Source organism: Desulfofundulus sp. JL263-se, from assembly GCF_056316025.1.
This window is the reverse complement of the sequence record NZ_CM149993.1, coordinates 1,443,152-1,464,213: the sequence shown is the minus strand read 5'-3', so window position 1 is coordinate 1,464,213 and position 21,062 is coordinate 1,443,152. Positions and strand designations below refer to the sequence as shown.

Genomic DNA, 21,062 nt, shown 5'->3' with positions numbered 1-21,062 from the left:
GTCCCTTGATTATAATTTCTATCTTCTTTCTTTTACACGGGCCGCTTTACCCTTCCGCTGGCGCAAGTAGTAAAGCCGGGCCCGGCGTACACGTCCGCGCCTGATTACTTCAATTTTTGCAATACGGGGTGAATGCAAGGGAAAGGTACGCTCAACGCCAACGCCATAGGAAACCCTTCTAACAGTAAATGTTTCACCCAGGCCGGATCCCCTGCGGCGGATTACAATACCTTCAAAGGCCTGAATACGCTCTCTGTTGCCTTCTACAACTTTCACATGTACCCTTACAGTATCTCCCGGACGAAAATCCGGGATATCGCTTTTCATCTGTTCCTTCTCTATTACATCAATCAAATTCATTTTATGTACCCCCCTTCTCTGCAGATGTTCATGCCTCAACTGGGAGGCAGCGGACCACCCTTGATCAACAAGGCAAATTATAACACAATTTTTTTACAGGCGCAATGAGCCCTTTAAGAAACATTATCCAGCGCCTGTTTTAACTCCCTTAAAAATTCCCTGTCCTCAGAAGTTAAGACTTCCGGTTTTAAAAGGTCCGGCCTTCTCACAAGGGTGCGGATTAGTGACTCCTTTCTACGCCACTGCCGAATTTTTTCGTGGTGGCCGCTGGTGAGAACCTCGGGTACTTCCATTCCCCTGAAGTTACGGGGGCGGGTATACTGGGGATATTCCAAAAGCCCGTGGTAAAAGGAGTCTTCTTCGGCAGAAGTCCTTTCTCCCAACACCCCGGGGACCAGGCGGGATACGGCGTCCACCACCACCATGGCAGGAAGTTCACCGCCGGTAAGCACGAAATCACCTATGGATATTTCGTCCGTGGCTACCCCTTCCCGTATTCGCTCATCGAACCCTTCGTAGTGCCCGCAAATTAACACCAGGTGTTCTTCTTTAGCCAGCTCCTTGGCCAATTCCTGGTTAAAAGGACTGCCCGTAGGACACATAAGAATAATACGAGGGGAAGAGTTCCCGGACCTCCGGCGCACGAAATCCACCGCCTCAAAAACCGGCTCAGGGCTCATAACCATGCCGGCTCCCCCGCCATACGGAGTGTCATCAACGGTACGATGTTTATTCCGGGAAAAATCCCGGATATTAATAATGCTAATGCCAACTAATCCCCGTTCCCTGGCCCGTTTAATCATGCTGGTATCAAAGGGGCCCTGAAACATTTCGGGAAACAGGGTAAGAATATCGATCTGCATGGCGTCACCCGCCTAATCAGCCAAACCTTCGGGCAATACAACCTCTATTCGCCCTGCCTGCACATCCACATGGCGAACAACCGATTTAAGTGCCGGAATTAAAAGGTTTTTTTTCCGGCCCTCCTTTTCTACCACGTATACATCGTTGGCCCCCGTTTGTATTACATTCTTCACTTCACCGAGAAATTCCCCTTGTACGGTAAAGACCTTGGACCCAATAATTTCAAAAATATAAAACGTATCTTTAGGCAGCTCCACCAAGTCGTCCCGGTGTACTTGAAGCAAGGCTCCTTTATACTTTTCAGCCGTGTTCATGTCCGGAATTTCCATGAATTGCATTATAATAAATTTTTTGTGGCTGAATACCCGTTGAATGTGCAAGATACTCCTGGTGCTTTGATGCAGAACAAAGATCTCGTCCATATCGTAAAACCGTTCTGGAAAATCTGTTAAAGGTATAACCCTTAACATTCCCCGGTTACCATGGGTATTAACAACTTTTCCCACCGTTACATACTGGATATTTTGCATCCAACGGGAGTCCTCCTTAATTACCTCCCCAAAAAGGAGGCAATTACCACGATAAATCTATGAAAGTCAAAAATAACTAGCCGGGCATCGTTAAACTATCAATTTCAACAGTTACCCTTTTCCGCTTTTTAATAGCAGCTGCTTTGACAACGGTCCGTATGGCCTTTGCAATACGGCCGTTTTTGCCAATCACCTTACCCATATCTTCCGGAGCTACCCTTAATTGAATCACGCTGGATTTTTCCTTTTCCACTAAATTTACCACTACTTGTTCGGGCTGATCTACCAGGGCTTTGGCTAATACTTCCACCAGCTCTTCCATAGGGATAGACCTCCTCAATTATTCTCCGGCAGGCTTTTTTATATGATACCTGCCTTGCTAAACAAGTCCCTGGCAGTGTCAGTAAGCTGCGCTCCCTTGCTGAGCCAGTCCCTTGCTTTTTCCTCGTCAATCTTAATTTCCGCCGGTTCCTTTAAAGGATCGTAGTAACCTAATTCTTCAATAAACCGGCCGTCACGAGGTGAACGGGAGTCAGCAACCACAATTCTATAGAAAGGGTTCTTTTTAGCTCCCATTCTTTTAAGTCTGATTTTAACGGCCACTTTTGTCACCTCCTTGTTAGGATTTGGATTTACACTTAATATTATTTAACGGACCTAAAAAGGTCCTCCCTTCTTGCCAATCATAAATGGATTTTTCCTAAGTTTACCCTTTCTAATGGACTTTTCGGCATCTATTAACTGTTTCATCATTCTCTTTGTTTGCTCAAATTGTTTGAGCAGGCGATTTACCTCCTGAACGCTGGTACCGCTGCCTTTGGCAATACGCCGCTTACGGCTCCCGTTAATTTGAGACGGATTTTGTCTCTCCCATGGAGTCATGGAATTAATGATAGCCTCTACATAAATCAATTCTTTTTCATCTACATTAAGATCTTTCAATTTCTTACTATTACCAAGGCCGGGTATCATTCCCAATATCTGATCAAGGGGGCCCAGTTTCCTTACCTGTTGTAATTGCTCTAAAAAGTCATCCAAAGTAAATTCCATGCTGCGGATGCGCTTATTTAACCTGGCCACCTTTTCCTGGTCAAAGCTGGACTGGGCCTTCTCAATAAGAGTAAGCACGTCTCCCATTCCCAAAATGCGGTCGGCCATGCGGTCGGGATGGAACGGCTCCAGGGCATCCAACTTTTCCCCAACACCGATAAACTTGATGGGGCAACCGGTAACAGCTTTAACCGATAACGCGGCCCCTCCCCGAGCATCCCCGTCCAATTTGGTCAAAATCACACCGCCCAGGGCAAGCCGCTCGTTGAATGTCTTGGCCACATTAACTGCATCCTGACCGGTCATGGCATCTATAACCAGTAAAACCTCGTCAGGCTGCACCTCGGCCTTGATGGCGTGCAACTCCTCCATGAGTTCTTCATCGATATGAAGGCGCCCGGCAGTATCTATAATAACTACATCTTGACCGTTACGGATGGCACTTTCCCTGGCCGCCCTGGCAATTACCGGAGGAGGTTGCTTATCTCCCATGGTAAAAACCGGTATGTCCAGCTGGCTGCCCAGCACTTCCAATTGTTTAATGGCAGCCGGGCGATACACGTCAGCGGCTACTAAAAGAGGCTTTCGGCCCCGTTTATTCAGTAACCTGGCCAGTTTAGCTGAAGTAGTGGTTTTACCCGCCCCGTGCAAGCCCACCATCATAATAACGGTGGGAGGCTTTGGGGCCATATTTATCTTACTTTCACTGCCACCCATTAAGTTTACCAGTTCATCACGCACTATCTTTATGACCTGCTGGGCCGGTGTCAGGCTTTCCAGTACTTCTTGTCCCAGGGCCCGCTCTCTTACGCGACCTATAAAGTCCTTAACAACCTGAAAGTTTACATCAGCGGATAACAGTGCCCTGCGTACTTCCTTAAGGGCCTGATCAACATCGGCCTCGCTGAGTTTTCCCTTTCCCTTTAATTTTTTAAAGGCTTCCTGAAGCCTTTCAGCCAGGCTGGAAAACACTTTACATCCCCCTATGCAATCCTTTATATTAAGGAAATTTTATAAAAAACAATACTTGTAAAATCCTCACCCTCCCACAATCTCCAGCACTTCCTCCAATATTCTCCGCGCCTTTATCACTGGCTCAGTTTTTCCTTCACTTTCAGATTCCTTAAGTAACTTTGCCACTTCGGAAAGCTTGCTGCGCTGATTTAAAAAACGGGTTACAAGACCCAGCTTCTTTTCATAGTCATTAAGTACATTTTCAGCTCTTTTTATACTGTCATACACCGCTTGGCGGCTAATGTTATAATTTTCAGCAATTTCCCCCAGGGAAAAATCATTACCATAATAGAGGTCTATAAATTCTCTTTGCTTTTCAGTAAGTAGCTGTCCGTAAAAATCAAATAGCAACGTTATCCATGCCACTTTATCCATAGCAATCCCTACTGCTATAAAGGTATAATACTTTACACGTAGATTGTAGTTAATACGGCCATTTCTGTCAAGGCTTACAGCAGTACAATTAAAAAAGGAATGCCAAAAACAATTGCATAAAATTGACAGGCAGTAAATACCGTGCTAGATTTATGGTTAGATTTGTGCACACTTTTTGCACAGAGTGAGGTGAAAACAGCTTGAATTTAAAACGTAAAAACGGAGAGAGCTTAGCTCTTCTTTCCCTGGAAGATGCAATGTCCCTGGATAGGAATGATGTACGTAATATGCATAAAGAATACGGCAATTCCGGCCTGGCTACCCTTATGGGTTTGCTGGACTTTGATAAACATTTCGTTAAGGCCTCGGGAGTCAATGTTTGGGACAGTGATGGCAAGGAATACCTTGATTTTCTCGGGGGATACGGGGCGTTAAACATAGGACATAATCACCCCCGGTTACTTGAGGCCCTGGACAAGGTAAAAACTTTGCCTGGCCTTCTTCAGGCTTCTTTGCCTGCCCTGGCAGGGGCCCTGGCCCACAATCTGGCCCAAATTACTCCGGGAGAACTACAGAGATCCTTTTTTTGCAACAGCGGTGCAGAGGCGGTGGAAGGCGCCCTTAAATTGGCCCGGGCGGCAACGGGCAGAACGGATATAATATTTTGCAAAAATTCTTTTCACGGCAAAACCTTTGGCGCCCTTTCGGTAACCGGCCGGGAAAAATATCAAAAACCCTTTGAGCCCCTCCTGCCGGGATGTCACCCTGTCCCCTTTGGCGATACAGACGCGCTGGAAAAGGCAATGAAAGCTTTTAACCCGGCAGCATTCATTGTTGAGCCCATTCAAGGCGAAGGCGGCATTATAATGCCGCCCGAGGGTTACCTGGCCCGGGCGCAAAAAATATGCAAAAAGTACGGAGCCCTTTTAATTGTTGATGAAATTCAAACGGGCCTTGGCCGAACGGGCAAAATGTTTGCCTGTGAGCACGAAAGCGTAGAGCCGGACGTGCTATGCCTGGCCAAATCCCTTGGCGGCGGGGTCATGCCCATAGGGGCCTTCATTACCAGGGATAATATCTGGAAAAAGGCCTACGGCAGCCTGGATAAAGCAACTCTACATACTTCCACTTTTGGGGGGAACGCCCGGGCAGCCGCTGCCGGGCTGGCCACCCTGGAAGTAATTTACCAGGAAAACCTGGTGGAAGAGGCGCATAAAAAAGGCCAATTCTTTATGGAAAAATTAAACCTGCTCAAAAACAAATACCCGCTGATAAAGGATGTCCGCGGAAAGGGCCTCATGATTGGCCTGGAATTTGATCAACCCGGCGGCTTGAGTAATAAAATTAGTTTCGGGATTACCGGAAAACTTTCCCATGAATACACGGCCAGCATTATTGCAGCTGAATTACTCAATGAATACGGCATTATTACTGCCTATACCCTTAATAATCCCAATGTTATCCGGCTTGAGCCGCCCCTTACCGTTACTATGGGACAACTGGAGGCCGTCTGCTCCGCCCTGGACCGAATCCTGTCACGGCACCGGGGATTCTTCAGCGTCGCCGCCTCCGGGGTTAAGACCTTTCTGAAAACCCTCCGGCAAAATAAGAATTAACGGTAAAAAGCCCGTACCTTTGATGATGGTACGGGCTTTTTATATGATACCTAAAGAATTACAGCTATCTTAAACGTTGTGTGAGGGAAATGTACTCTTCATGAAGGCGGCTGGTTACAGGACCGGGGCAGCCATTTCCAATAATTTTCTCATCTACCTTAACTACAGGTATTATTTCTTCTATGGTATTAGTACAAAAAACTTCCTCCGCCCCCATGAGTTCTAAAATGGTAAAGGGTTCTTCCTTTACGTTTATGGACAATACCTTAGCCAGTTCAATTATGTATTTGCGGGTAATGCCGGCAAGTATTTTATTATTAGCCGGGTGTGTTTTTAAAGTACCGCTTTTATAGATAAATATATTGCTGGACCCGCACTCCGTTACCGTACCGTCAGATTGCACAAAAACAACCTCCAAAGCCCCGGCCTTGCGGGCTTTATGCTTTGCCAGTACATTGGCCTGCAGGGAGATGGTTTTTACGTTGCACATCTGCCACCTAAAATCAGGGTGTGTGATTATATTTATTCCTTCGTTATATATTACAGGTGAAATTTCCGGCAGGTGCCTTACGGTTATCAGCAAATTGGGGCGCATATTCGGGTCGAATAAATGATTTCTGGGAGCCGTACCCCGGGTTACCTGAATGTAAATCATGGCCTCCTTTATCCCCGACTTGCCCAGAACATTCTGGCAGGTCGATTTTATTTCTTGCAAATCGCCAGGTAAAGTCATTTCCACAGCCCTGGCACTGGATTCCAGGCGTTTTAGATGGTCATCCAGACCGAACATTATTCCGTTGTAGGCCCGTATTACTTCATAAATTCCGTCTCCAAAAATGAAACCCCGGTCATTTACAGAAATAAAAGCATCTTCAAAGGTTCCCAGCCAACCGTTTAGATATACCAATTCTTGCAAAGATATCCCTCTTTTCCACGGCTGCACCTAGTTTATTCAGCTAACTCTTTTCAAAAGCCTCAGGGCACATTCTTCAGCCCTGGCGCAGATTTCATCTTCGTCCACCGTTAACAGGCGGCGGTTTTCCATGACCACCCGGCCGTCAATAATAACGGTTTCCACGTCGGCGGACGAGGCAGCATAAGCTACCTGGGCCATTGGATTGTAAAGCGGGTACAGGTGAGGTTTATCCATATTTAAAAGAATCACGTCTGCTTTGTATCCGTTCTTTAATACGCCTACATCCTGCTGCAGCCCCAACACCCGTGCCCCTTCCCTGGTGGCCATGGCCAGAGCAGCTGATGCAGGCATAGAAGTAGCGTCTTCGGTGGCAACTTTTTGCAGCAGGGATGCACTGCGCAGCTCTTCCAACATGTCCAGATTGTTGTTGCTTGCCGCACCGTCCGTTCCCAGGCCCACAACGGCCCCGGCTTTAACAAGCTTTTGCACCGGCGCGATTCCACTGGCCAGCTTCATATTGCTTTCCGGATTATGGGCAATACCAACCTTTTTGGTGGCCAAAATCTCTATGTCAGTATCATCAAGGTGCACACAGTGGGCGGCCAAGACGGGCAGTTCAAACAGCCCGATACTGTCCATGAGCTGAATAGGGGTTTTTCCGTATTTTGCCGTAATATCTTCCAGTTCCGTGCGGGTTTCCGCCAGGTGAATATGAATTCCAACGCCCAGTTTCCCGGCACATTCCATAACCTTTTGGATGTAGTCCGGGGGGCAGGTATAAGGGGCGTGAGGCCCGAACATGCAGGTAATCCTGCCTTCCGCCGTTCCGTTGTATTGCCGCACAAATTCTTCACTTTCTTCCAATGCCTGAGAACCGCTGGGGGTAATGCCAATCAAGCCGCGACTTAAGACCGCCCGCATTCCGGTCTTTTCCACTGCCTCGGCAACCCGGTCCATATGCATGTACATGTCGGCAAAGGTAGTGGTACCCGACTTAATCATCTCGACACAACACAGCATGGCTCCCCAGTAAATATCGTCCGGTGTCATATTTTCTTCAAAGGGCCATATCTTTTCCTTAAGCCATTTCATCAAAGGCAAGTCATCAGCGTAACCGCGTAAAAGGGTCATGGACGCATGGGTGTGGCAATTGACAAAGCCGGGCATAGCCAGCATCTTATTCCCGCCAACGACCTTATCAGCCTTGAAATCGGCAGGTGTTGAGCCAGCGGGTCCTATGTGTATAACCCTGCCGTTTTTAACGGCAATTTCCCCGCCTTCAATCAGCATTTCCTTTTCATCCATGGTAATGATGTTTCCAGCTTTAACAAGGAGATTCATAACAAAATACCGGCTTTAAAACCGGATTTCCCCCTTTCATATACAGATCTCCAATGTTATATCGCCCGCCCCATTTTACGGGGCGGGTGAATTAACCCCGTCATTGCTGGCCATAATTTGTAAGAAAAGCTTTTCTTAAAAATGCAACCTCTTTCTCTTCCAGGACGGCGGGAGAACCCACACTACGGCTTAAAATGTATACCTGGCAAGCTTTCTCAACAATCCGGCAGACTAAGAAAGCCTCCTCGATATTTCTCCCCACTCCCACCAGGCCATGATTGGCCAGTAAAACCGCCCCGCCCCGGCCAAGGGCCCGGGAAGCGGCACGGGCCAGCTCTTCTGTACCTGCAGGAGCATATTCGGCCACCGGCACCCGCCCCCCCAGCAGTTGGGCCTGCTCTTCCAATACCGGCGGCAAGTCCGCCCGGGCGGCAGCCAGAGCACAAGCATACACGCTGTGGGTATGCATAATGGCATGCACATCCGGCCTCCGGCGGTAGATTTCCAAGTGCAGGGGAAATTCAGTGGAAGGACGGCGGTGCCCCTGCACCACATGGCCGGAAAGGTCCATAGCCACCATATCCGAAAGATCCAGACTGTCATAGGGCATGCCGCTGGGAGTGATAATTACAACGTCACTGGACAGGCGTACCGAGGCGTTTCCCCAGGTACCGGCTACCAAGCCCGCACCGGCCATATCATTACAAGCCTTAATAAGTTCTTTGCTTACTTGTTCCAGAGTTCCGGACATGGCCATCATCCTTCTTATTCATGTTCCCAACTGTTAAGGTAAGCATATTGTTCATCACTTAAACGGTCAATTTCAATACCCAGGGATTTGAGCTTTAACTCTGCCACGCAGCGGTCGATATCTTGGGGTACTACATAAACCTTCTTCTCCATCTTTTCCCCGTTATTAAGGATGTAGCGTGCGGAAAGGGCCTGCAGGGCAAAGGACATGTCCATTATTTCCGCCGGGTGGCCGTCTCCGGCCGCCAGGTTGACCAGACGTCCCTCCGCCAGCAGGTAAATCCGACGGCCGTCGGGCAGGGTAAATTCCTCAATATTTTTGCGCACTGTCCGGCGGGAGACGGAGGCGCGCTCAAGTTCCGGAATATTTATCTCCACATCAAAGTGCCCGGCATTACACAAAATGGCACCGTCTTTCATGCGGTGGAAATGGTGATAACGCAATAAGTCTTTACAGCCGGTAACCGTAATGAAAATATCGCCGCGCCCGGCAGCCTCATCACTGCGCATTACTTCAAAGCCGTCCATGTACGCTTCGATGGCTTTAATGGGATCAACCTCACATACAATAACTTTGGCGCCAAGGCCCTTGGCCCGCATGGCCACCCCTTTGCCGCACCAGCCGTAACCCATTACGACAACAGTTTTACCGGCGATAATAAGGTTGGTGGTGCGCATGATACCGGACCACGTAGATTCTCCCGTCCCGTAACGGTTATCAAAAAGATACTTGCAATACGCATCGTTAACGGCTATCATGGGAAATCGCAATTGACCGGCCCTCTCCATAGCCTTCAAGCGAAGCACGCCGGTAGTGGTCTCCTCGCTGCCGCCAATAACCTCCTCTGCCAGGTCCTTCATTTCGGTATGCAGCATATGCACGAGGTCCCCGCCGTCATCAATAATAATCTTTGGGCGGGTAGCCAGTGTCCTGCGCAGGTGTTCGTTATATTCTTCGCTGGTGGCACCGTACCACGCATAGACGTTGATACCTTCCCTGGCAAGGGCAGCGGCCACGTCGTCCTGGGTTGACAGGGGGTTCGAGCCGGTAATAGCTACATCAGCCCCTCCCGCCTTCAAAACATCTGCCAAATAAGCGGTTTTGGCCTCCAGGTGAATGCTCATCGCCACCCGCACCCCTTTAAAGGGGAGTTTCTTTTCAAATTCTTCGCGAATGGCATTCAATACGGGCATATGGGCCTTAACCCAGTCAATTTTCAACCTGCCGCTGTCAGCTAAATTAATGTCACGTATAATATAGTCCGCCATTTAATTCCTCCTTTTAGGAATTGCGGTAAAAATTGCCGGCTACTTAAGTGCTTTAAGGGATTTCCGGTACGGAGCACGGGCAATTCCTTTATCGGTAATTATGGCTGTAACCAAACGGGCCGGAGTAACATCAAAGGCAGGATTCCAAACTTTAACGCCTTCCGGAGCCACAACCTGCCCGCCAAGGGTGGCCACCTCGTGCCACTCCCTTTCCTCGATGGGAATCTGGTCGCCGGAATCCAAGCCAAAGTCAATAGTTGACATGGGAGCAACCACGTAAAAAGGTATCCCGTGCTCCCTGGCCAAAACGGCCAAACCGTAAGTACCTATTTTATTGGCAACATCACCGTTAGCAGCGATGCGGTCCGCCCCCACTATAACCAAGTCCACCATCTTCTTGTACATGAGGTATCCCGCCATATTGTCGGTGATTAAGGTCACCGGGATACCTTCCTGCATCATTTCCCATGCCGTCAGCCTGGCACCCTGCAAAAGGGGCCTGGTTTCACCGGCATAAACGCTGATCCCTAGCCCGTTCTCGTGGGCCGCACGGATAACGCCCAGAGCTGTGCCGTAACCCGCTGTGGCCAGTGCCCCCGCATTACAGTGAGTTAATATCCGGGCCCCCTGCGGGATAAGTTTAAGGCCGTATCTACCCATTTGCTTGTTCCCCTCGATATCTTCATTAAATATGGAGTGTGCCTCCTTCAACATCTCCGAAATAAGCCCGGAGGTGTCGGCGGCCTTGCTGGAACGAAGCCGGGCCAGCATACGGTCCAGGGCCCAACGCAGATTTACCGCGGTGGGGCGGGTGGAGGCCAGCTCTTCGGCTATACTTTTCACTTTTTGAACGAATGCCGCTTTATCAAAATCCTTTACAGCAAGAGCGCCAAGCACCAGGCCGTAGGCTGCAGCCGCACCTATGGCCGGTGCCCCGCGCACGCTAAGCTTTTTTATTGCCTCGGCCACATCAGTATATTCCCTGCAGTCAAGGTAAACCGTCTTCGCAGGAAGCCTAGTTTGATCCAGCAGTTTCAGGCAACCGTCCTCCCAATACATCGTTTCCATAGATTCAACTCCATCCTTTATAAAAAATAAATGAAAACCTCTATTTTGTAGCCGAAGGGTCTTCAGGCGGCTCGTGACATATACATGTCCTGTTTTCATCAAGAATGGCAATGGCATGCATAATCAGCTTGCGCAGGTTTTCAGCGTTTTCGCCCATTATGTCCAGTACTTCCTGGTGCGACAGCCTGTTTGGTGAAATGCCGGCCCCAAAATTGGTTACCATGGCTATCGTTGCATAACACATTTGTGCCTCCCGGGCCAGTACCACCTCGGGCACACTTGTCATTCCGGCCAGGTCCCCACCCAGTTTGGCAAACATGCGCACTTCAGCGGGGGTCTCAAACCTCGGCCCCTCGGTACAAACATACGTACCTTTGCTGTGATAAGAAAGCCCCAGACTTTTAGCCGACTCTTCCAGCACCTTGCGTAATTGAGGACAATAGGGATCGGTCATATCAAGGTGAACCACCCCGTCCTCCACAAAGGTCTGCGGCCTGGATTTGGTAAAATCAAGGAACTGATCAACAAAAACAAAGTCCTTTGGTTTCATGTTTTCGTTTAGAGAACCTACTGCAGCAGTAGCAAAGATGTTTTTTACCCCCAGCTGCTTCAGAGCCATTATGTTGGCCCGGTAATTCACCAAATGAGGGGGAACAGTATGATCTTCACCGTGACGGGCCATAAAGGCAATTTGCTTGCCTTTATATTTGCCTATTTTAACCTTAGCACTGCCCCAACGGGTTTCCACCTTTTCTTCCCTTATGTCCTCTAAAATACTTGGATCATATACCCCTGTTCCCCCGATAATACCAATCTTAATTGCCATATCTTAACCTCCAATTTGCAAATCTCTGCAAATATCATGGTTATAAAACCACAACCGGTATTCGCCGTATCTTCCGTAATTTCCTTTCTTAAGGAGACAATTTGATATCTTTTTAAAAGATGGCGGTTAATAAAAAAAGCCGCTACGGCTGTATACTACTCCCTGCTTTCTTCCTTCTTATCATCATCACCGATTCCGGCAAAAAGTGCTTCTACAAACTCTCCGGCATCAAACTCCCGTAAATCCTCCAGCCCTTCACCGATACCGATAAGCTTAACCGGTATATTCAAGGACTGGCGAATGGCCACAACCACTCCCCCTTTGGCAGTCCCGTCAAGCTTGGTGAGGGCAATACCTGTTACCTGGATGGCCTCGTTAAAAAGCTGGGCCTGGCTAATAGCATTTTGACCCGTGGTGGCATCCAAAACCAGCAGCGTTTCATGGGGTGCTCCCGGAAGTTCCCTTTCCAGAACTCTTCGTATTTTTTTCAATTCATCCATTAGATTCCTTTTGGTATGCAATCTACCTGCCGTATCTACTATTAGAACATCGGCATTCCTGGCCTTTGCGGCCTGCAAAGAATCATAAGCCACTGCAGCGGGGTCGGCACCTTGTTGGTGCTTTATTACATCCACCCCCACCCGGTTGCCCCAGATTTCCAGTTGTTCTATGGCTGCAGCACGAAAAGTATCGGCTGCTCCCAGAATTACCTTTTTTCCCCGGGATTTATACATATAGGCCAGTTTACCTATAGTGGTAGTTTTGCCTACGCCATTTACCCCCACAACCATGATGACCGCCGGCCTGGCCGCATCCAGTTGCAAGGACTCTTTCTCATTGCCCAGAATATCCTTTATTAACTCTTGCAGCAGCGGCTTCACCTCTTCTGCATCTTTTATTTTCCGCTGCCTAACTTCCTGGCGCAGCCTGTCCACCAGATCAAGGGCCACATCGGCCCCCATGTCGGATCCTATCATTATCTCTTCCAATTCTTCATATAAGTCTTCATCTATATTCTTATGCCGGGTAATCAGGTTTTCTATTTTTTCAATAAAACCTTGACGTGTTTTAGTAAGACTTTCTTTGAGCCTTTTAAACAATCCCATTGATTTTACCTCCGGTCGGCTTACTGTTTTTTAAGCACATCCAGGGCCACACGGGCAGCCTTTTGCTCAGCCTCCTTTTTAGAATGCCCCCGGCCCTTACCTAAAACTTTACCCCTATGACTTACGGCCACGGTAAAAGTTTTATTATGATCGGGCCCTTCCTCGCTTAAAATGTAATATTTGGCAGCTTCGTTATATCGTTGCTGGAGGTATTCCTGCAACTCGGTTTTATAATCCCTTTCAAGTTTTCCATGTAAAACATCGGAAATAACCCCGGAAAGTTCACGTAGCACAAAATTTCTAGCAACCTCATACCCCTGATCCAAATATAGTGCCCCCAGCAGTGCCTCAAAGGCATCCGCCAAATTTGAGGGCCTGTCCCGCCCACCGGAGTGCTCTTCTCCCTTCCCCATAAATAAGCACTGTCCGAGACCCAATTCCCGGGAAACCCTGGCGAGTGAAGGTTCACATACCACCTTGGCCCGCATCTTGGTAAGTTCCCCTTCCGGTTTATCCGCACATACGGAAAAAAGATGTTCACTTATAACCAGCTCAAGAACGGCATCGCCGAGGAACTCCAAACGTTCATTACTTCTAACGCTTACCTTACCTCTATTTTCGTATGCGTAAGAACTGTGAGTTAAAGCTTCTAATAAAAGAGACCGGTCCCGCCATTCAACGGCCAGCCTCTTACACAAATTTTCGATATAGTTTTCCACAGACATTCTTTTTCACCTATTACAACTACGATTAAATTATTGAGTAAATTTTTTAAATACCAAAGTAACGTTATGGCCACCAAACCCGAAGGAATTAGATATGGCTACCCGGACAGGAGCCTCTCTGGCGGTATTGGGAACATAATCCAGGTCACATTCAGGATCAGGGGTGGTGTAATTTATAGTCGGTGGGATTTTACCTTCCCGGATGGCCATTACACAGGCCACCCCTTCAATGGCACCGGCTGCACCTAAAAGATGGCCGGTCATGGATTTGGTGGAACTTACGGCCAGCTTTTTGGCATGTTCTCCAAAAACCTTGTGTATAGATAATGTTTCTGCCTTGTCCCCTATGGGAGTGGAAGTACCGTGGGCGTTAATATAATCCACTTCCCCGGGCTGTATTCCCGCATCCTGCAGGGCCGCTTCCATAGCTAGAGCAGCACCTCTTCCTTCAGGATCCGGAGCCGATATATGGTAAGCATCGCAGGTGCTGCCGTAGCCACATATCTCGGCATAAATGTCTGCATCCCGGCGGAGGGCATGCTCCAGGGTCTCCAATATCAACACGGCTGCCCCTTCTCCCATAACGAACCCGTCCCGTTCTTGATCAAACGGGCGGCTGGCCCGCTCCGGCTCATCATTACGGGTGGTCATTGCTTTCATGGAACAAAAACCGGCAACGGCAAGGGGTGTTATAGGTGCCTCAGCCCCGCCGGCAATTACCACGTCGGCCTGCCCCCTTTGCAATAATTTGAAAGAATCTCCTATGGCGTTATTAGCCGAGGCACAGGCACTGGTAGTAGTAAGATTACAGCCGCGCAGGCCGTAGTTTATGGCAATTTGTCCCGCTGCCATATTGGAAATCATCATAGGGATGAAAAACGGGCTGATTCTTTCCGGGCCGCGCTTTAATAATGTCTCCTTTTGCTGTTCCAGAGTTTCTATCCCGCCGATACCCGATCCTAAAATTACAGCTATCTTGTCCCGGTTCGTTTTTTCCAGATTCAACCCTGAGTCTTCCAAGGCCATCCGGGTTGCGGCCAGTGCATATTGAGCAAATCTGTCCATACGCCTGGCTGTTTTACGGTCCATGAAATCTCCGGGATTAAAGTCCTTAACCTCTGCTGCTATACGGGTACAATAATCCGTGGCATCAAACCTGGTAATGGGACCCACTCCTGAAACTCCTGCGATAAGATTGGACCAAAATTTTTCCAGTCCCGTACCTAATGGAGATACCACGCCAAGACCTGTAATAACAACCCGTTTATGCATCGTCTCACTCCGTTTTACTCTAGAGTAATTAACTGTTTCCAATCATTAAAATTACTCTGTTTTTGGGCGGGCTATACCTTCGCTCCCTCCATCCGCTCCAGGTATAACCCGCCCCGTCTCCTAAGCAACCAGGCTTTCAAATTTATAGGTGCTCTTTAATATACTCCACGGCTTCTCCCACTGTACGAATCTTTTCCGCATCCTCATCGGGAATTTGAATGTCAAACTCTTCTTCAAAGGCCATTATCAGCTCAACTATATCCAGAGAATCGGCTCCTAAATCTTCAACAAAGGAAGCCTCCATTGTAACCTCATTTTCATCAACACCAAGCTGTTCCACAATTATTTCCTTAACACGCTCAAACTCAGTCATCATTTTTACCCCCCACGTCAGTTAATTTTAGTATTTGTTAATGTAATTTAAAAAAAATTACATACTCATACCACCATCTACCGCAATAACCTGCCCGGTAATATATCCAGCCGCTTCACTGGCTAAAAATGCAACCAGGGAAGCAACATCTTCCGGAGTACCAAAGCGATTTGCAGGAATTTGCTTTAACATTTCGTGCTTTTTTTCTTCCGGAAGCTGCGCCGTCATATCAGTTGAAATAAATCCCGGGGCTACGGCGTTAACTGTTATGTTACGGGAACCAAGTTCCCTGGCCAGAGATCTGGTTATACCCAACAGCCCCGCCTTTGCCGCACAATAGTTTACCTGACCTGGATTACCGGTAAGGCCTACCACGGAGGATATATTAATTATGCGCCCCCAGCGGGCTTTCAACATTGGCCGGGCAAAGGCCCTGGCGCAAAGGAAAGCGGCCTTAAGGTTTACCCTGAGCACATCATCCCACTCTTCATCTTTCATGCGTAAAAGCAAGTTATCCCGGGTTATTCCTGCGTTATTAACGAGGATGCTCGCGCTTCCCAATGTTTGACTAACTTCCTTAACCATAAAATTTACGAAATCAGGATTTGAAACGTCTCCCTGAATAACAACAGCCCGCCTCCCCAAGTCCTCAATTTGCTGCCTTACCTTTTCCGCCTCATCCACCCTGGAACTGCAATTAATGGCCACATCGGCACCTGCACGGGCTAACTCAATGGCTATTGCACGGCCAATACCCCTGGAAGACCCGGTGACCACCGCCACCTTATTTCTTAGTAACATTTTAGATAACCTCCTTAACCCGCGCAAGAACTTTTTCAGGTTCTTCCTCTGCTTCCATATAAAAGGCAATGGACTTGCGGTTTATTTTACGGGCAAGGCCTGTTAGTACTTTGCCTGGCCCAATTTCCAAAAACACATTAAAGTTATCATTTAACATTCTTTCCATACACTCTTGCCAGCGCACAGGGTTATAAACCTGCGCTATTAGAGCTTTTCTTATTTCCTCACCGGATCTCAAGTAATCGGCATTTACATTTCCTATTACAGGAACCTCGGGATCTTTTATATTCACCTTTTCAAGCTCCCGGGCCAGCCGCTCGCCAGCCGGACGCATAAGGGTACTGTGGAACGGAGCACTAACGGGCAACTTTACACACCGCTTCGCACCCCTTTCCCTGGCCAATTGGCAAGCTGTATCCAAGGCCTCGTTCTCCCCGGCAATTACCACTTGTCCCGGCGAATTTAAATTAACTGCCTCAACTACTCCCTTCGTGGATGCTTCTTTACAGACTTCCTGTAAAGTGCTAATGTCCAATCCCATTATTGCAGCCATTCCTCCACGCCCCAAGGGCACAGCATCCTGCATGAACTGGCCTCTTTTACGAACCAGTTGAACGGCATCCTTAAAAGAAAGACTGCCGGATGTCACCAGTGCGGAGTACTCCCCAAGGCTATGACCGGCTACTCCATCCGGTTTTATGCCGTAATCCGCCACCACTTGCAGGTAAGCCACGCTGACGGTCAAAATGGCAGGCTGGGCATTAACGGTTTTTGACAATTCTTCCTCCGGGCCCTCAAAACAAAGAGCACTCAACCCCATTCCAAGATATGAATCTGCCTGCTTAAAAATTTCCCTGGCCCGCGGGTACTTTTCGTACAGCCTTTGGCCCATACCTACATACTGCGAGCCCTGTCCCGGAAATATAAATGCCAGCTTCATTTTAATTTCACCGTCCGTTCCCCCAGCTGCCGGATAACTTCCCGGGCCTCTTCCATAATTTCATGGATAATTTCAGCTGCAGGTTGTATTTTCTTTACCATGGCAGAAACCTGACCCGCCATTACTGAACCGTATTCTATATCACCTTCTACCATGGCCTTGCGGAGTCGCCCTACCCCCAATTTTTCCACTTCCTCCGGAGGGGCGCAATTCCTTTCCAGTTCCTCAAATTGCCTGCTAAGCTTATTTTTTAATACTCTCACGGGATGACCTGTTGAACTGCCTGTAACCACAGTATCCCTGTCCCTGGCCTTTATCAACATTTCTTTTACATTGCTGTGGATGGTGCACTCTTCAGCGGACATAAACCTTGTACCCATTTGTACCCCTTCGGCCCCTAAGGCCAATGCGGCAACCAATCCCCTGCCGTCAAAAATACCACCCGCTGCAATTACAGGCACATCCACGGCATCCACAACCTGCGGAACCAGAGGTAGAGTTCCAAGTTCCCCTACGTGACCCCCTGATTCCCTTCCTTCGGCTATCACGGCGTCAACCCCACTACGCACCAAACGGCAGGCAAGGGCTACAGAAGCTACAACCGGTATAACCTTACATCCCACATTCTGCAGGGCTTTTACGTATTTTCCCGGGTTTCCGGCTCCGGTGGTAACAACCTGTACACGCTCCTCAATTATAAGTTTAATTATGTCATCCACATAAGGAGACATAAGCATTACGTTTACACCAAAAGGCTTTGAAGTTAATGCTTTTACTTGTTTAATTTGTTCCCTTAACCATTCGGGAGGTGCCTGTCCCGACCCGATAATTCCAAGCCCGCCCGCCTCGCTCACTGCCGCCACAAGGGGGGCCGTGGATACCCAGGCCATTCCACCTTGAACAATGGGATATTCTATATTTAACAGCTCACAAATTCGCGTCCGGATATTACCCCTCCTCCCTCGCCTGTATAATAATCCTAATCCTTGTGATACCACTTCATCACCATACCGGCCCAAGTTAATCCGGCACCGAAGCCAACCATAACAATGTTTTGCCCGTCCTTAATTTTTTTCTGTTCCACTGCCTCATAAAGTACCAGTGGTATGGAAGCCGTGGAAGTATTACCAAAACGTTCTACGTTTACCAGTACACGATCCATATTTATACCAACCCGGCGGGCAGCGGCCTCTATTATCCTGATATTAGCCTGGTGAGGTATGAAGTAATCAACTTCTTCCGGCTCAAGTCCGGCCATGGATAACACTTCCATAGCACCCTCACCCATAACCCGGACGGCAAATTTAAAAACTTCTCTGCCGTTCATGTGCACATAGTGAAGATTTTCTCGTACGGTACTTTCCGAAACCGGTAGGCGGGATCCCCCCGCAGGGATGTGCAAAAATTTACCGCCGCTCCCGTCCGAGCCAAGGCGGGTAGCGATGATACCACGGTCGGAGGGTACTTTTTGTAAAACAGCAGCACCTGCCCCGTCACCAAAGAGAACACATGTATTCCGGTCTTTCCAGTTAATAATCCTTGAGAGGGTTTCCGCACCGATAACCAGCACCGTATTTAACATACCGGTAGAGATATACTGCTGGCCGGCGGAAAGGGCATATAAAAAGCCCGTACAACCTGCCAGCAGATCAAAAGCCCCGGCATTTAACGCCCCCAGCCGGTCCTGCACTAGGCAAGATGTGGCCGGCAAAAGCATATCCGGTGTGTTAGTGGCAACTATAACCAGGTCCACGTCCTTTGGGCTCACTCCCGCATTTTCCAGGGCCTGCCGCCCGGCCTCTACCGCAAGGTCGGAAGTAGCTTGCTGTTGGTGAGCAATTCGCCTTTCCCTGATTCCCGTTCGGGTACGTATCCACTCGTCTGACGTATCCACCATTTCCTGCAAATCAAAGTTCGTCAATACCCGATCGGGAATGGCAATTCCCAGGCCCGTAATGCCCGCCCTACAGGTATTCTCAAGCATCGAGGCACCTCACCTCCTTGCCGGCCATTTTTATAACTCCGTCGCGAATGGCATTAACAATACCCTTTTCTGCTAAATCCCGGGCAAGCCCAATGGCATTCCTTATAGCTGTTGAATTCGATCTTCCGTGGGCAATTATAGTAATTCCATTTACCCCGAGCAAAGGGGCCCCGCCGTATTCGGTATAATCCATTTTCCGCTTTAGATCCCTCAATACTGGTATAGTAAGAACCATTCCCAGCCTGGCCAGCATACTCTTTGAAATCTCTTCCTGAAGCATACCCAGGAAAGCTGCTACCAGCCCTTCCCCGGTCTTTAAAACAACATTACCCACAAAACCATCGCACACAATAACATCCACGGCTCCTGAAAATATATCCCGGCCTTCCACGTTTCCTATAAAATTAAGCACCGACTCCTTCAGCAAGGAATAAGCCGACAGGGTGAGGTCATTTCCCTTTGTTTCTTCTTCCCCAATATTTAACAATCCCACGGTGGGATTTTTTACGCCCAGTATTAATTGGGAGTAAAGCGAACCCATTATCCCAAATTGGAGCAGGTGTTTCGGCTTACAGTCAGTATTTGCCCCCGCGTCCAATAATAACGTACATCTACCGCGATTTGGCAGAATAGTTGCTATGGCCGGCCGCCCGATGTTTTCGATTCTACCCCAGTAGAGCAGTGAAGCAGCCATTACAGCACCTGTATTCCCGGCTGAAACAAATGCTGCAGCCTTGCCGTCCTTAACCAATTTTACGGCTTTGACCAGGGAAGAATTATGCTTTCGGCGGACTGCTCCCACAGGTGATTCGTCCATTCCGATATTTTCGGCGGCATTTATCACCGGTATAAGGTCTTCTGCATTATGAGACCTTAATTCTTGTCTCACCGGGCCCTCATTTCCTACTAATATAACTTCTATGCCCAGTTCCCGGCGAGCTTTTACCGCCCCCAGGACGGTTTCCCGGGGAGCATAATCTCCCCCCATGGCATCAACGACTATTTTCACCGGTGCCAGACCTCCTCTGCTATGGCAAAAACCAAAAATTTACCTTCAAAAACCGTTTCCTCGCCCACCCGCGAGGAAACCCTTACCATGTATTTATTTCCTTTTTTTCTTGTAATAGACGCGTGGGCAACAACTTTTTCACCTTGAAAAACAGGCCGCTTAAAACTAATTTTCGCCGTACCGGTCAGCGCAACTTCAGTATCGATGAGGGCCACGGCCAGGGAGTTTGCCTGGGCAAATATAAGATGCCCCCTAGCTACCCGGGTCTTTTGTAAAGTCATATTTTCTGTGATATCCAAAATGGATATCCCGTATTTTCCAATTTCCAGGTCAACCAGCTCTCCCACAAGTTCTTCCCGGTCAAGGGAACGAACCTGTTCATATACTTCTTGAGCAACTTTCTTTACCCGTTTGCGCATTTCAGGAATACCCAATTCCGACCGGTCCAGGCGAATGGTTTGAATGCTAACCCCGAGGGCATGAGCCAAATCTTCATCGGTTAAAAAAGGATTTCCCGAAATATACCTTTTTAAAAGTCTCTGCCTGGTAACCTTTGACATATTTTTCAATTTAACTCACCTGAACCAGAGCTTTTAGTACCAGGTACTAAGACGTAGTATAAAATAAGATGAAAAAAAAAGCAATAAAAAATAAGCTCCGAAAATTCGGAACTTATTTTGGACTGCAGTTATTTGGCCACTACCTCTTTACCTTTATAATAACCGCATTCCGGGCAAACCCGGTGGGATACCGTCATGGCGTGACACTGTGGACAACGAATTAACTTCGGCGCTGTTAATTTTTGAGTTGCCCTGCGCCGGCGATTGCGTGCTTTGGATCTCCTACTTTGCGGAACTCCCATTATTCTCCCCC

Annotated in this window: 25 protein-coding genes; 1 reads left to right on the top strand and 24 read right to left on the bottom strand. The window is 48.3% G+C overall.

From position 1 onward, the window contains the following. Positions 1 to 18 precede the first annotated feature (18 nt). The 7 genes from rplS to ylxM all read right to left on the bottom strand — a co-directional run bounded on the left by rplS (position 19) and on the right by ylxM (position 4,193). A complete protein-coding gene (rplS, locus tag ACX4JR_RS07380; RefSeq protein WP_476060360.1) occupies positions 19 to 360 on the bottom strand; it encodes a 50S ribosomal protein L19 in 342 nt (113 codons plus the stop codon). A 113-nt stretch (positions 361 to 473) separates the two neighbouring features. Next, complete coding sequence (gene trmD / locus ACX4JR_RS07375; protein WP_476060359.1) at positions 474 to 1,223, bottom strand: tRNA (guanosine(37)-N1)-methyltransferase TrmD; 750 nt, start codon at positions 1,221 to 1,223, stop codon at positions 474 to 476. 12 nt (positions 1,224 to 1,235) lie between these two features. After that, positions 1,236 to 1,754: a ribosome maturation factor RimM gene (gene rimM, locus ACX4JR_RS07370; RefSeq protein ID WP_476060358.1), complete on the bottom strand. Its 519-nt coding sequence runs from the start codon at positions 1,752 to 1,754 to the stop codon at positions 1,236 to 1,238. A gap of 76 nt (positions 1,755 to 1,830) precedes the next feature. After that, positions 1,831 to 2,076, bottom strand: coding sequence for a KH domain-containing protein (locus tag ACX4JR_RS07365; RefSeq protein ID WP_476060357.1), 246 nt, complete (start codon positions 2,074 to 2,076; stop codon positions 1,831 to 1,833). Between the two features lie 38 nt (positions 2,077 to 2,114). Beyond that, on the bottom strand, positions 2,115 to 2,357 hold the full coding sequence (gene rpsP / locus ACX4JR_RS07360) for a 30S ribosomal protein S16 (RefSeq protein ID WP_476060356.1): 243 nt from the start codon (positions 2,355 to 2,357) through the stop codon (positions 2,115 to 2,117). Positions 2,358 to 2,411: 54 nt separating this feature from the next. Further along, on the bottom strand, positions 2,412 to 3,776 hold the full coding sequence (gene ffh, locus ACX4JR_RS07355) for a signal recognition particle protein (protein WP_476060355.1): 1,365 nt from the start codon (positions 3,774 to 3,776) through the stop codon (positions 2,412 to 2,414). Positions 3,777 to 3,842: 66 nt separating this feature from the next. Then, positions 3,843 to 4,193, bottom strand: coding sequence for a YlxM family DNA-binding protein (gene ylxM, locus ACX4JR_RS07350; RefSeq protein WP_476060354.1), 351 nt, complete (start codon positions 4,191 to 4,193; stop codon positions 3,843 to 3,845). Positions 4,194 to 4,450: 257 nt separating this feature from the next. Here ylxM and ACX4JR_RS07345 point away from each other — a divergent pair, with 257 nt between their 5' ends. Beyond that, positions 4,451 to 5,809 (top strand): aspartate aminotransferase family protein, encoded by a 1,359-nt coding sequence (locus ACX4JR_RS07345; protein WP_476060502.1) that lies wholly within the window; start codon positions 4,451 to 4,453, stop codon positions 5,807 to 5,809. A gap of 64 nt (positions 5,810 to 5,873) precedes the next feature. On the opposite strand, the gene ACX4JR_RS07340 is transcribed toward ACX4JR_RS07345, so the two are convergent. The 17 genes from ACX4JR_RS07340 to rpmF form a co-directional block, all read right to left on the bottom strand. Continuing rightward, a complete protein-coding gene (locus ACX4JR_RS07340; protein WP_476060353.1) occupies positions 5,874 to 6,725 on the bottom strand; it encodes a D-amino acid aminotransferase in 852 nt (283 codons plus the stop codon). A gap of 36 nt (positions 6,726 to 6,761) precedes the next feature. After that, entirely contained in the window at positions 6,762 to 8,066 is a 1,305-nt protein-coding gene (locus tag ACX4JR_RS07335) for an amidohydrolase (RefSeq protein WP_476060352.1), read from the bottom strand. A 100-nt stretch (positions 8,067 to 8,166) separates the two neighbouring features. Beyond that, positions 8,167 to 8,817 (bottom strand): class II aldolase/adducin family protein, encoded by a 651-nt coding sequence (locus ACX4JR_RS07330; RefSeq protein WP_476060351.1) that lies wholly within the window; start codon positions 8,815 to 8,817, stop codon positions 8,167 to 8,169. 14 nt (positions 8,818 to 8,831) lie between these two features. After that, on the bottom strand, positions 8,832 to 10,085 hold the full coding sequence (locus tag ACX4JR_RS07325; protein WP_476060350.1) for an adenosylhomocysteinase: 1,254 nt from the start codon (positions 10,083 to 10,085) through the stop codon (positions 8,832 to 8,834). Positions 10,086 to 10,124: 39 nt separating this feature from the next. Further along, positions 10,125 to 11,153 (bottom strand): S-methyl-5-thioribose-1-phosphate isomerase, encoded by a 1,029-nt coding sequence (mtnA, locus tag ACX4JR_RS07320; protein WP_476060349.1) that lies wholly within the window; start codon positions 11,151 to 11,153, stop codon positions 10,125 to 10,127. Positions 11,154 to 11,193: 40 nt separating this feature from the next. Then, entirely contained in the window at positions 11,194 to 11,979 is a 786-nt protein-coding gene (gene mtnP, locus ACX4JR_RS07315; protein WP_476060348.1) for an S-methyl-5'-thioadenosine phosphorylase, read from the bottom strand. A gap of 155 nt (positions 11,980 to 12,134) precedes the next feature. Further along, on the bottom strand, positions 12,135 to 13,085 hold the full coding sequence (gene ftsY / locus ACX4JR_RS07310) for a signal recognition particle-docking protein FtsY (RefSeq protein WP_476060347.1): 951 nt from the start codon (positions 13,083 to 13,085) through the stop codon (positions 12,135 to 12,137). A gap of 20 nt (positions 13,086 to 13,105) precedes the next feature. Then, complete coding sequence (gene rnc / locus ACX4JR_RS07305) at positions 13,106 to 13,810, bottom strand: ribonuclease III (RefSeq protein ID WP_476060346.1); 705 nt, start codon at positions 13,808 to 13,810, stop codon at positions 13,106 to 13,108. 30 nt (positions 13,811 to 13,840) lie between these two features. Further along, complete coding sequence (fabF, locus tag ACX4JR_RS07300; RefSeq protein ID WP_476060345.1) at positions 13,841 to 15,082, bottom strand: beta-ketoacyl-ACP synthase II; 1,242 nt, start codon at positions 15,080 to 15,082, stop codon at positions 13,841 to 13,843. A gap of 142 nt (positions 15,083 to 15,224) precedes the next feature. Further along, positions 15,225 to 15,455 carry an acyl carrier protein gene (locus ACX4JR_RS07295; RefSeq protein WP_476060501.1) on the bottom strand — a complete coding sequence of 77 codons (231 nt, stop codon included), beginning with the start codon at positions 15,453 to 15,455 and terminating at the stop codon, positions 15,225 to 15,227. 57 nt (positions 15,456 to 15,512) lie between these two features. Then, on the bottom strand, positions 15,513 to 16,256 hold the full coding sequence (gene fabG, locus ACX4JR_RS07290) for a 3-oxoacyl-[acyl-carrier-protein] reductase (RefSeq protein WP_476060344.1): 744 nt from the start codon (positions 16,254 to 16,256) through the stop codon (positions 15,513 to 15,515). Position 16,257: 1 nt separating this feature from the next. Continuing rightward, positions 16,258 to 17,196: an ACP S-malonyltransferase gene (gene fabD, locus ACX4JR_RS07285; RefSeq protein WP_476060343.1), complete on the bottom strand. Its 939-nt coding sequence runs from the start codon at positions 17,194 to 17,196 to the stop codon at positions 16,258 to 16,260. Continuing rightward, complete coding sequence (fabK, locus tag ACX4JR_RS07280; protein WP_476060500.1) at positions 17,193 to 18,143, bottom strand: enoyl-[acyl-carrier-protein] reductase FabK; 951 nt, start codon at positions 18,141 to 18,143, stop codon at positions 17,193 to 17,195. Before fabK ends, fabD begins: the two co-directional genes overlap by 4 nt. Before the next feature lie 32 nt (positions 18,144 to 18,175). Next, positions 18,176 to 19,180, bottom strand: a complete 1,005-nt coding sequence (locus tag ACX4JR_RS07275) for a beta-ketoacyl-ACP synthase III (protein WP_476060342.1) — start codon at positions 19,178 to 19,180, stop codon at positions 18,176 to 18,178. Next, positions 19,173 to 20,189 carry a phosphate acyltransferase PlsX gene (gene plsX / locus ACX4JR_RS07270; protein WP_476060341.1) on the bottom strand — a complete coding sequence of 339 codons (1,017 nt, stop codon included), beginning with the start codon at positions 20,187 to 20,189 and terminating at the stop codon, positions 19,173 to 19,175. Before plsX ends, ACX4JR_RS07275 begins: the two co-directional genes overlap by 8 nt. Further along, positions 20,186 to 20,749: a transcription factor FapR gene (gene fapR / locus ACX4JR_RS07265; RefSeq protein WP_476060499.1), complete on the bottom strand. Its 564-nt coding sequence runs from the start codon at positions 20,747 to 20,749 to the stop codon at positions 20,186 to 20,188. Before fapR ends, plsX begins: the two co-directional genes overlap by 4 nt. Positions 20,750 to 20,877: 128 nt before the next feature. Beyond that, positions 20,878 to 21,051, bottom strand: a complete 174-nt coding sequence (gene rpmF, locus ACX4JR_RS07260) for a 50S ribosomal protein L32 (RefSeq protein ID WP_476060340.1) — start codon at positions 21,049 to 21,051, stop codon at positions 20,878 to 20,880. Positions 21,052 to 21,062 lie beyond the last annotated feature (11 nt).

Bases quoted from the DNA above. Each gene is read 5' to 3' on its own strand.
- ACX4JR_RS07325 (WP_476060350.1), bottom strand. From the start codon at position 10,085: ATGGCGGACTATATTATACGTGACATTAATTTAGCTGACAGCGGCAGG.
- mtnA (WP_476060349.1), bottom strand. From the start codon at position 11,153: ATGGAAACGATGTATTGGGAGGACGGTTGCCTGAAACTGCTGGATCAA.
- ftsY (WP_476060347.1), bottom strand. From the start codon at position 13,085: ATGGGATTGTTTAAAAGGCTCAAAGAAAGTCTTACTAAAACACGTCAA.
- fabG (WP_476060344.1), bottom strand. From the start codon at position 16,256: ATGTTACTAAGAAATAAGGTGGCGGTGGTCACCGGGTCTTCCAGGGGT.
- rnc (WP_476060346.1), bottom strand. From the start codon at position 13,810: ATGTCTGTGGAAAACTATATCGAAAATTTGTGTAAGAGGCTGGCCGTT.
- rplS (WP_476060360.1), bottom strand. From the start codon at position 360: ATGAATTTGATTGATGTAATAGAGAAGGAACAGATGAAAAGCGATATC.
- fapR (WP_476060499.1), bottom strand. From the start codon at position 20,749: ATGTCAAAGGTTACCAGGCAGAGACTTTTAAAAAGGTATATTTCGGGA.
- fabF (WP_476060345.1), bottom strand. From the start codon at position 15,082: ATGCATAAACGGGTTGTTATTACAGGTCTTGGCGTGGTATCTCCATTA.
- rpmF (WP_476060340.1), bottom strand. From the start codon at position 21,051: ATGGGAGTTCCGCAAAGTAGGAGATCCAAAGCACGCAATCGCCGGCGC.
- ACX4JR_RS07295 (WP_476060501.1), bottom strand. From the start codon at position 15,455: ATGACTGAGTTTGAGCGTGTTAAGGAAATAATTGTGGAACAGCTTGGT.
- ACX4JR_RS07275 (WP_476060342.1), bottom strand. From the start codon at position 19,180: ATGCTTGAGAATACCTGTAGGGCGGGCATTACGGGCCTGGGAATTGCC.
- trmD (WP_476060359.1), bottom strand. From the start codon at position 1,223: ATGCAGATCGATATTCTTACCCTGTTTCCCGAAATGTTTCAGGGCCCC.
- ACX4JR_RS07365 (WP_476060357.1), bottom strand. From the start codon at position 2,076: ATGGAAGAGCTGGTGGAAGTATTAGCCAAAGCCCTGGTAGATCAGCCC.
- fabD (WP_476060343.1), bottom strand. From the start codon at position 17,196: ATGAAGCTGGCATTTATATTTCCGGGACAGGGCTCGCAGTATGTAGGT.
- ylxM (WP_476060354.1), bottom strand. From the start codon at position 4,193: ATGGATAAAGTGGCATGGATAACGTTGCTATTTGATTTTTACGGACAG.
- ACX4JR_RS07335 (WP_476060352.1), bottom strand. From the start codon at position 8,066: ATGAATCTCCTTGTTAAAGCTGGAAACATCATTACCATGGATGAAAAG.
- mtnP (WP_476060348.1), bottom strand. From the start codon at position 11,979: ATGGCAATTAAGATTGGTATTATCGGGGGAACAGGGGTATATGATCCA.
- ACX4JR_RS07345 (WP_476060502.1), top strand. From the start codon at position 4,451: ATGTCCCTGGATAGGAATGATGTACGTAATATGCATAAAGAATACGGC.
- rimM (WP_476060358.1), bottom strand. From the start codon at position 1,754: ATGCAAAATATCCAGTATGTAACGGTGGGAAAAGTTGTTAATACCCAT.
- ACX4JR_RS07330 (WP_476060351.1), bottom strand. From the start codon at position 8,817: ATGTCCGGAACTCTGGAACAAGTAAGCAAAGAACTTATTAAGGCTTGT.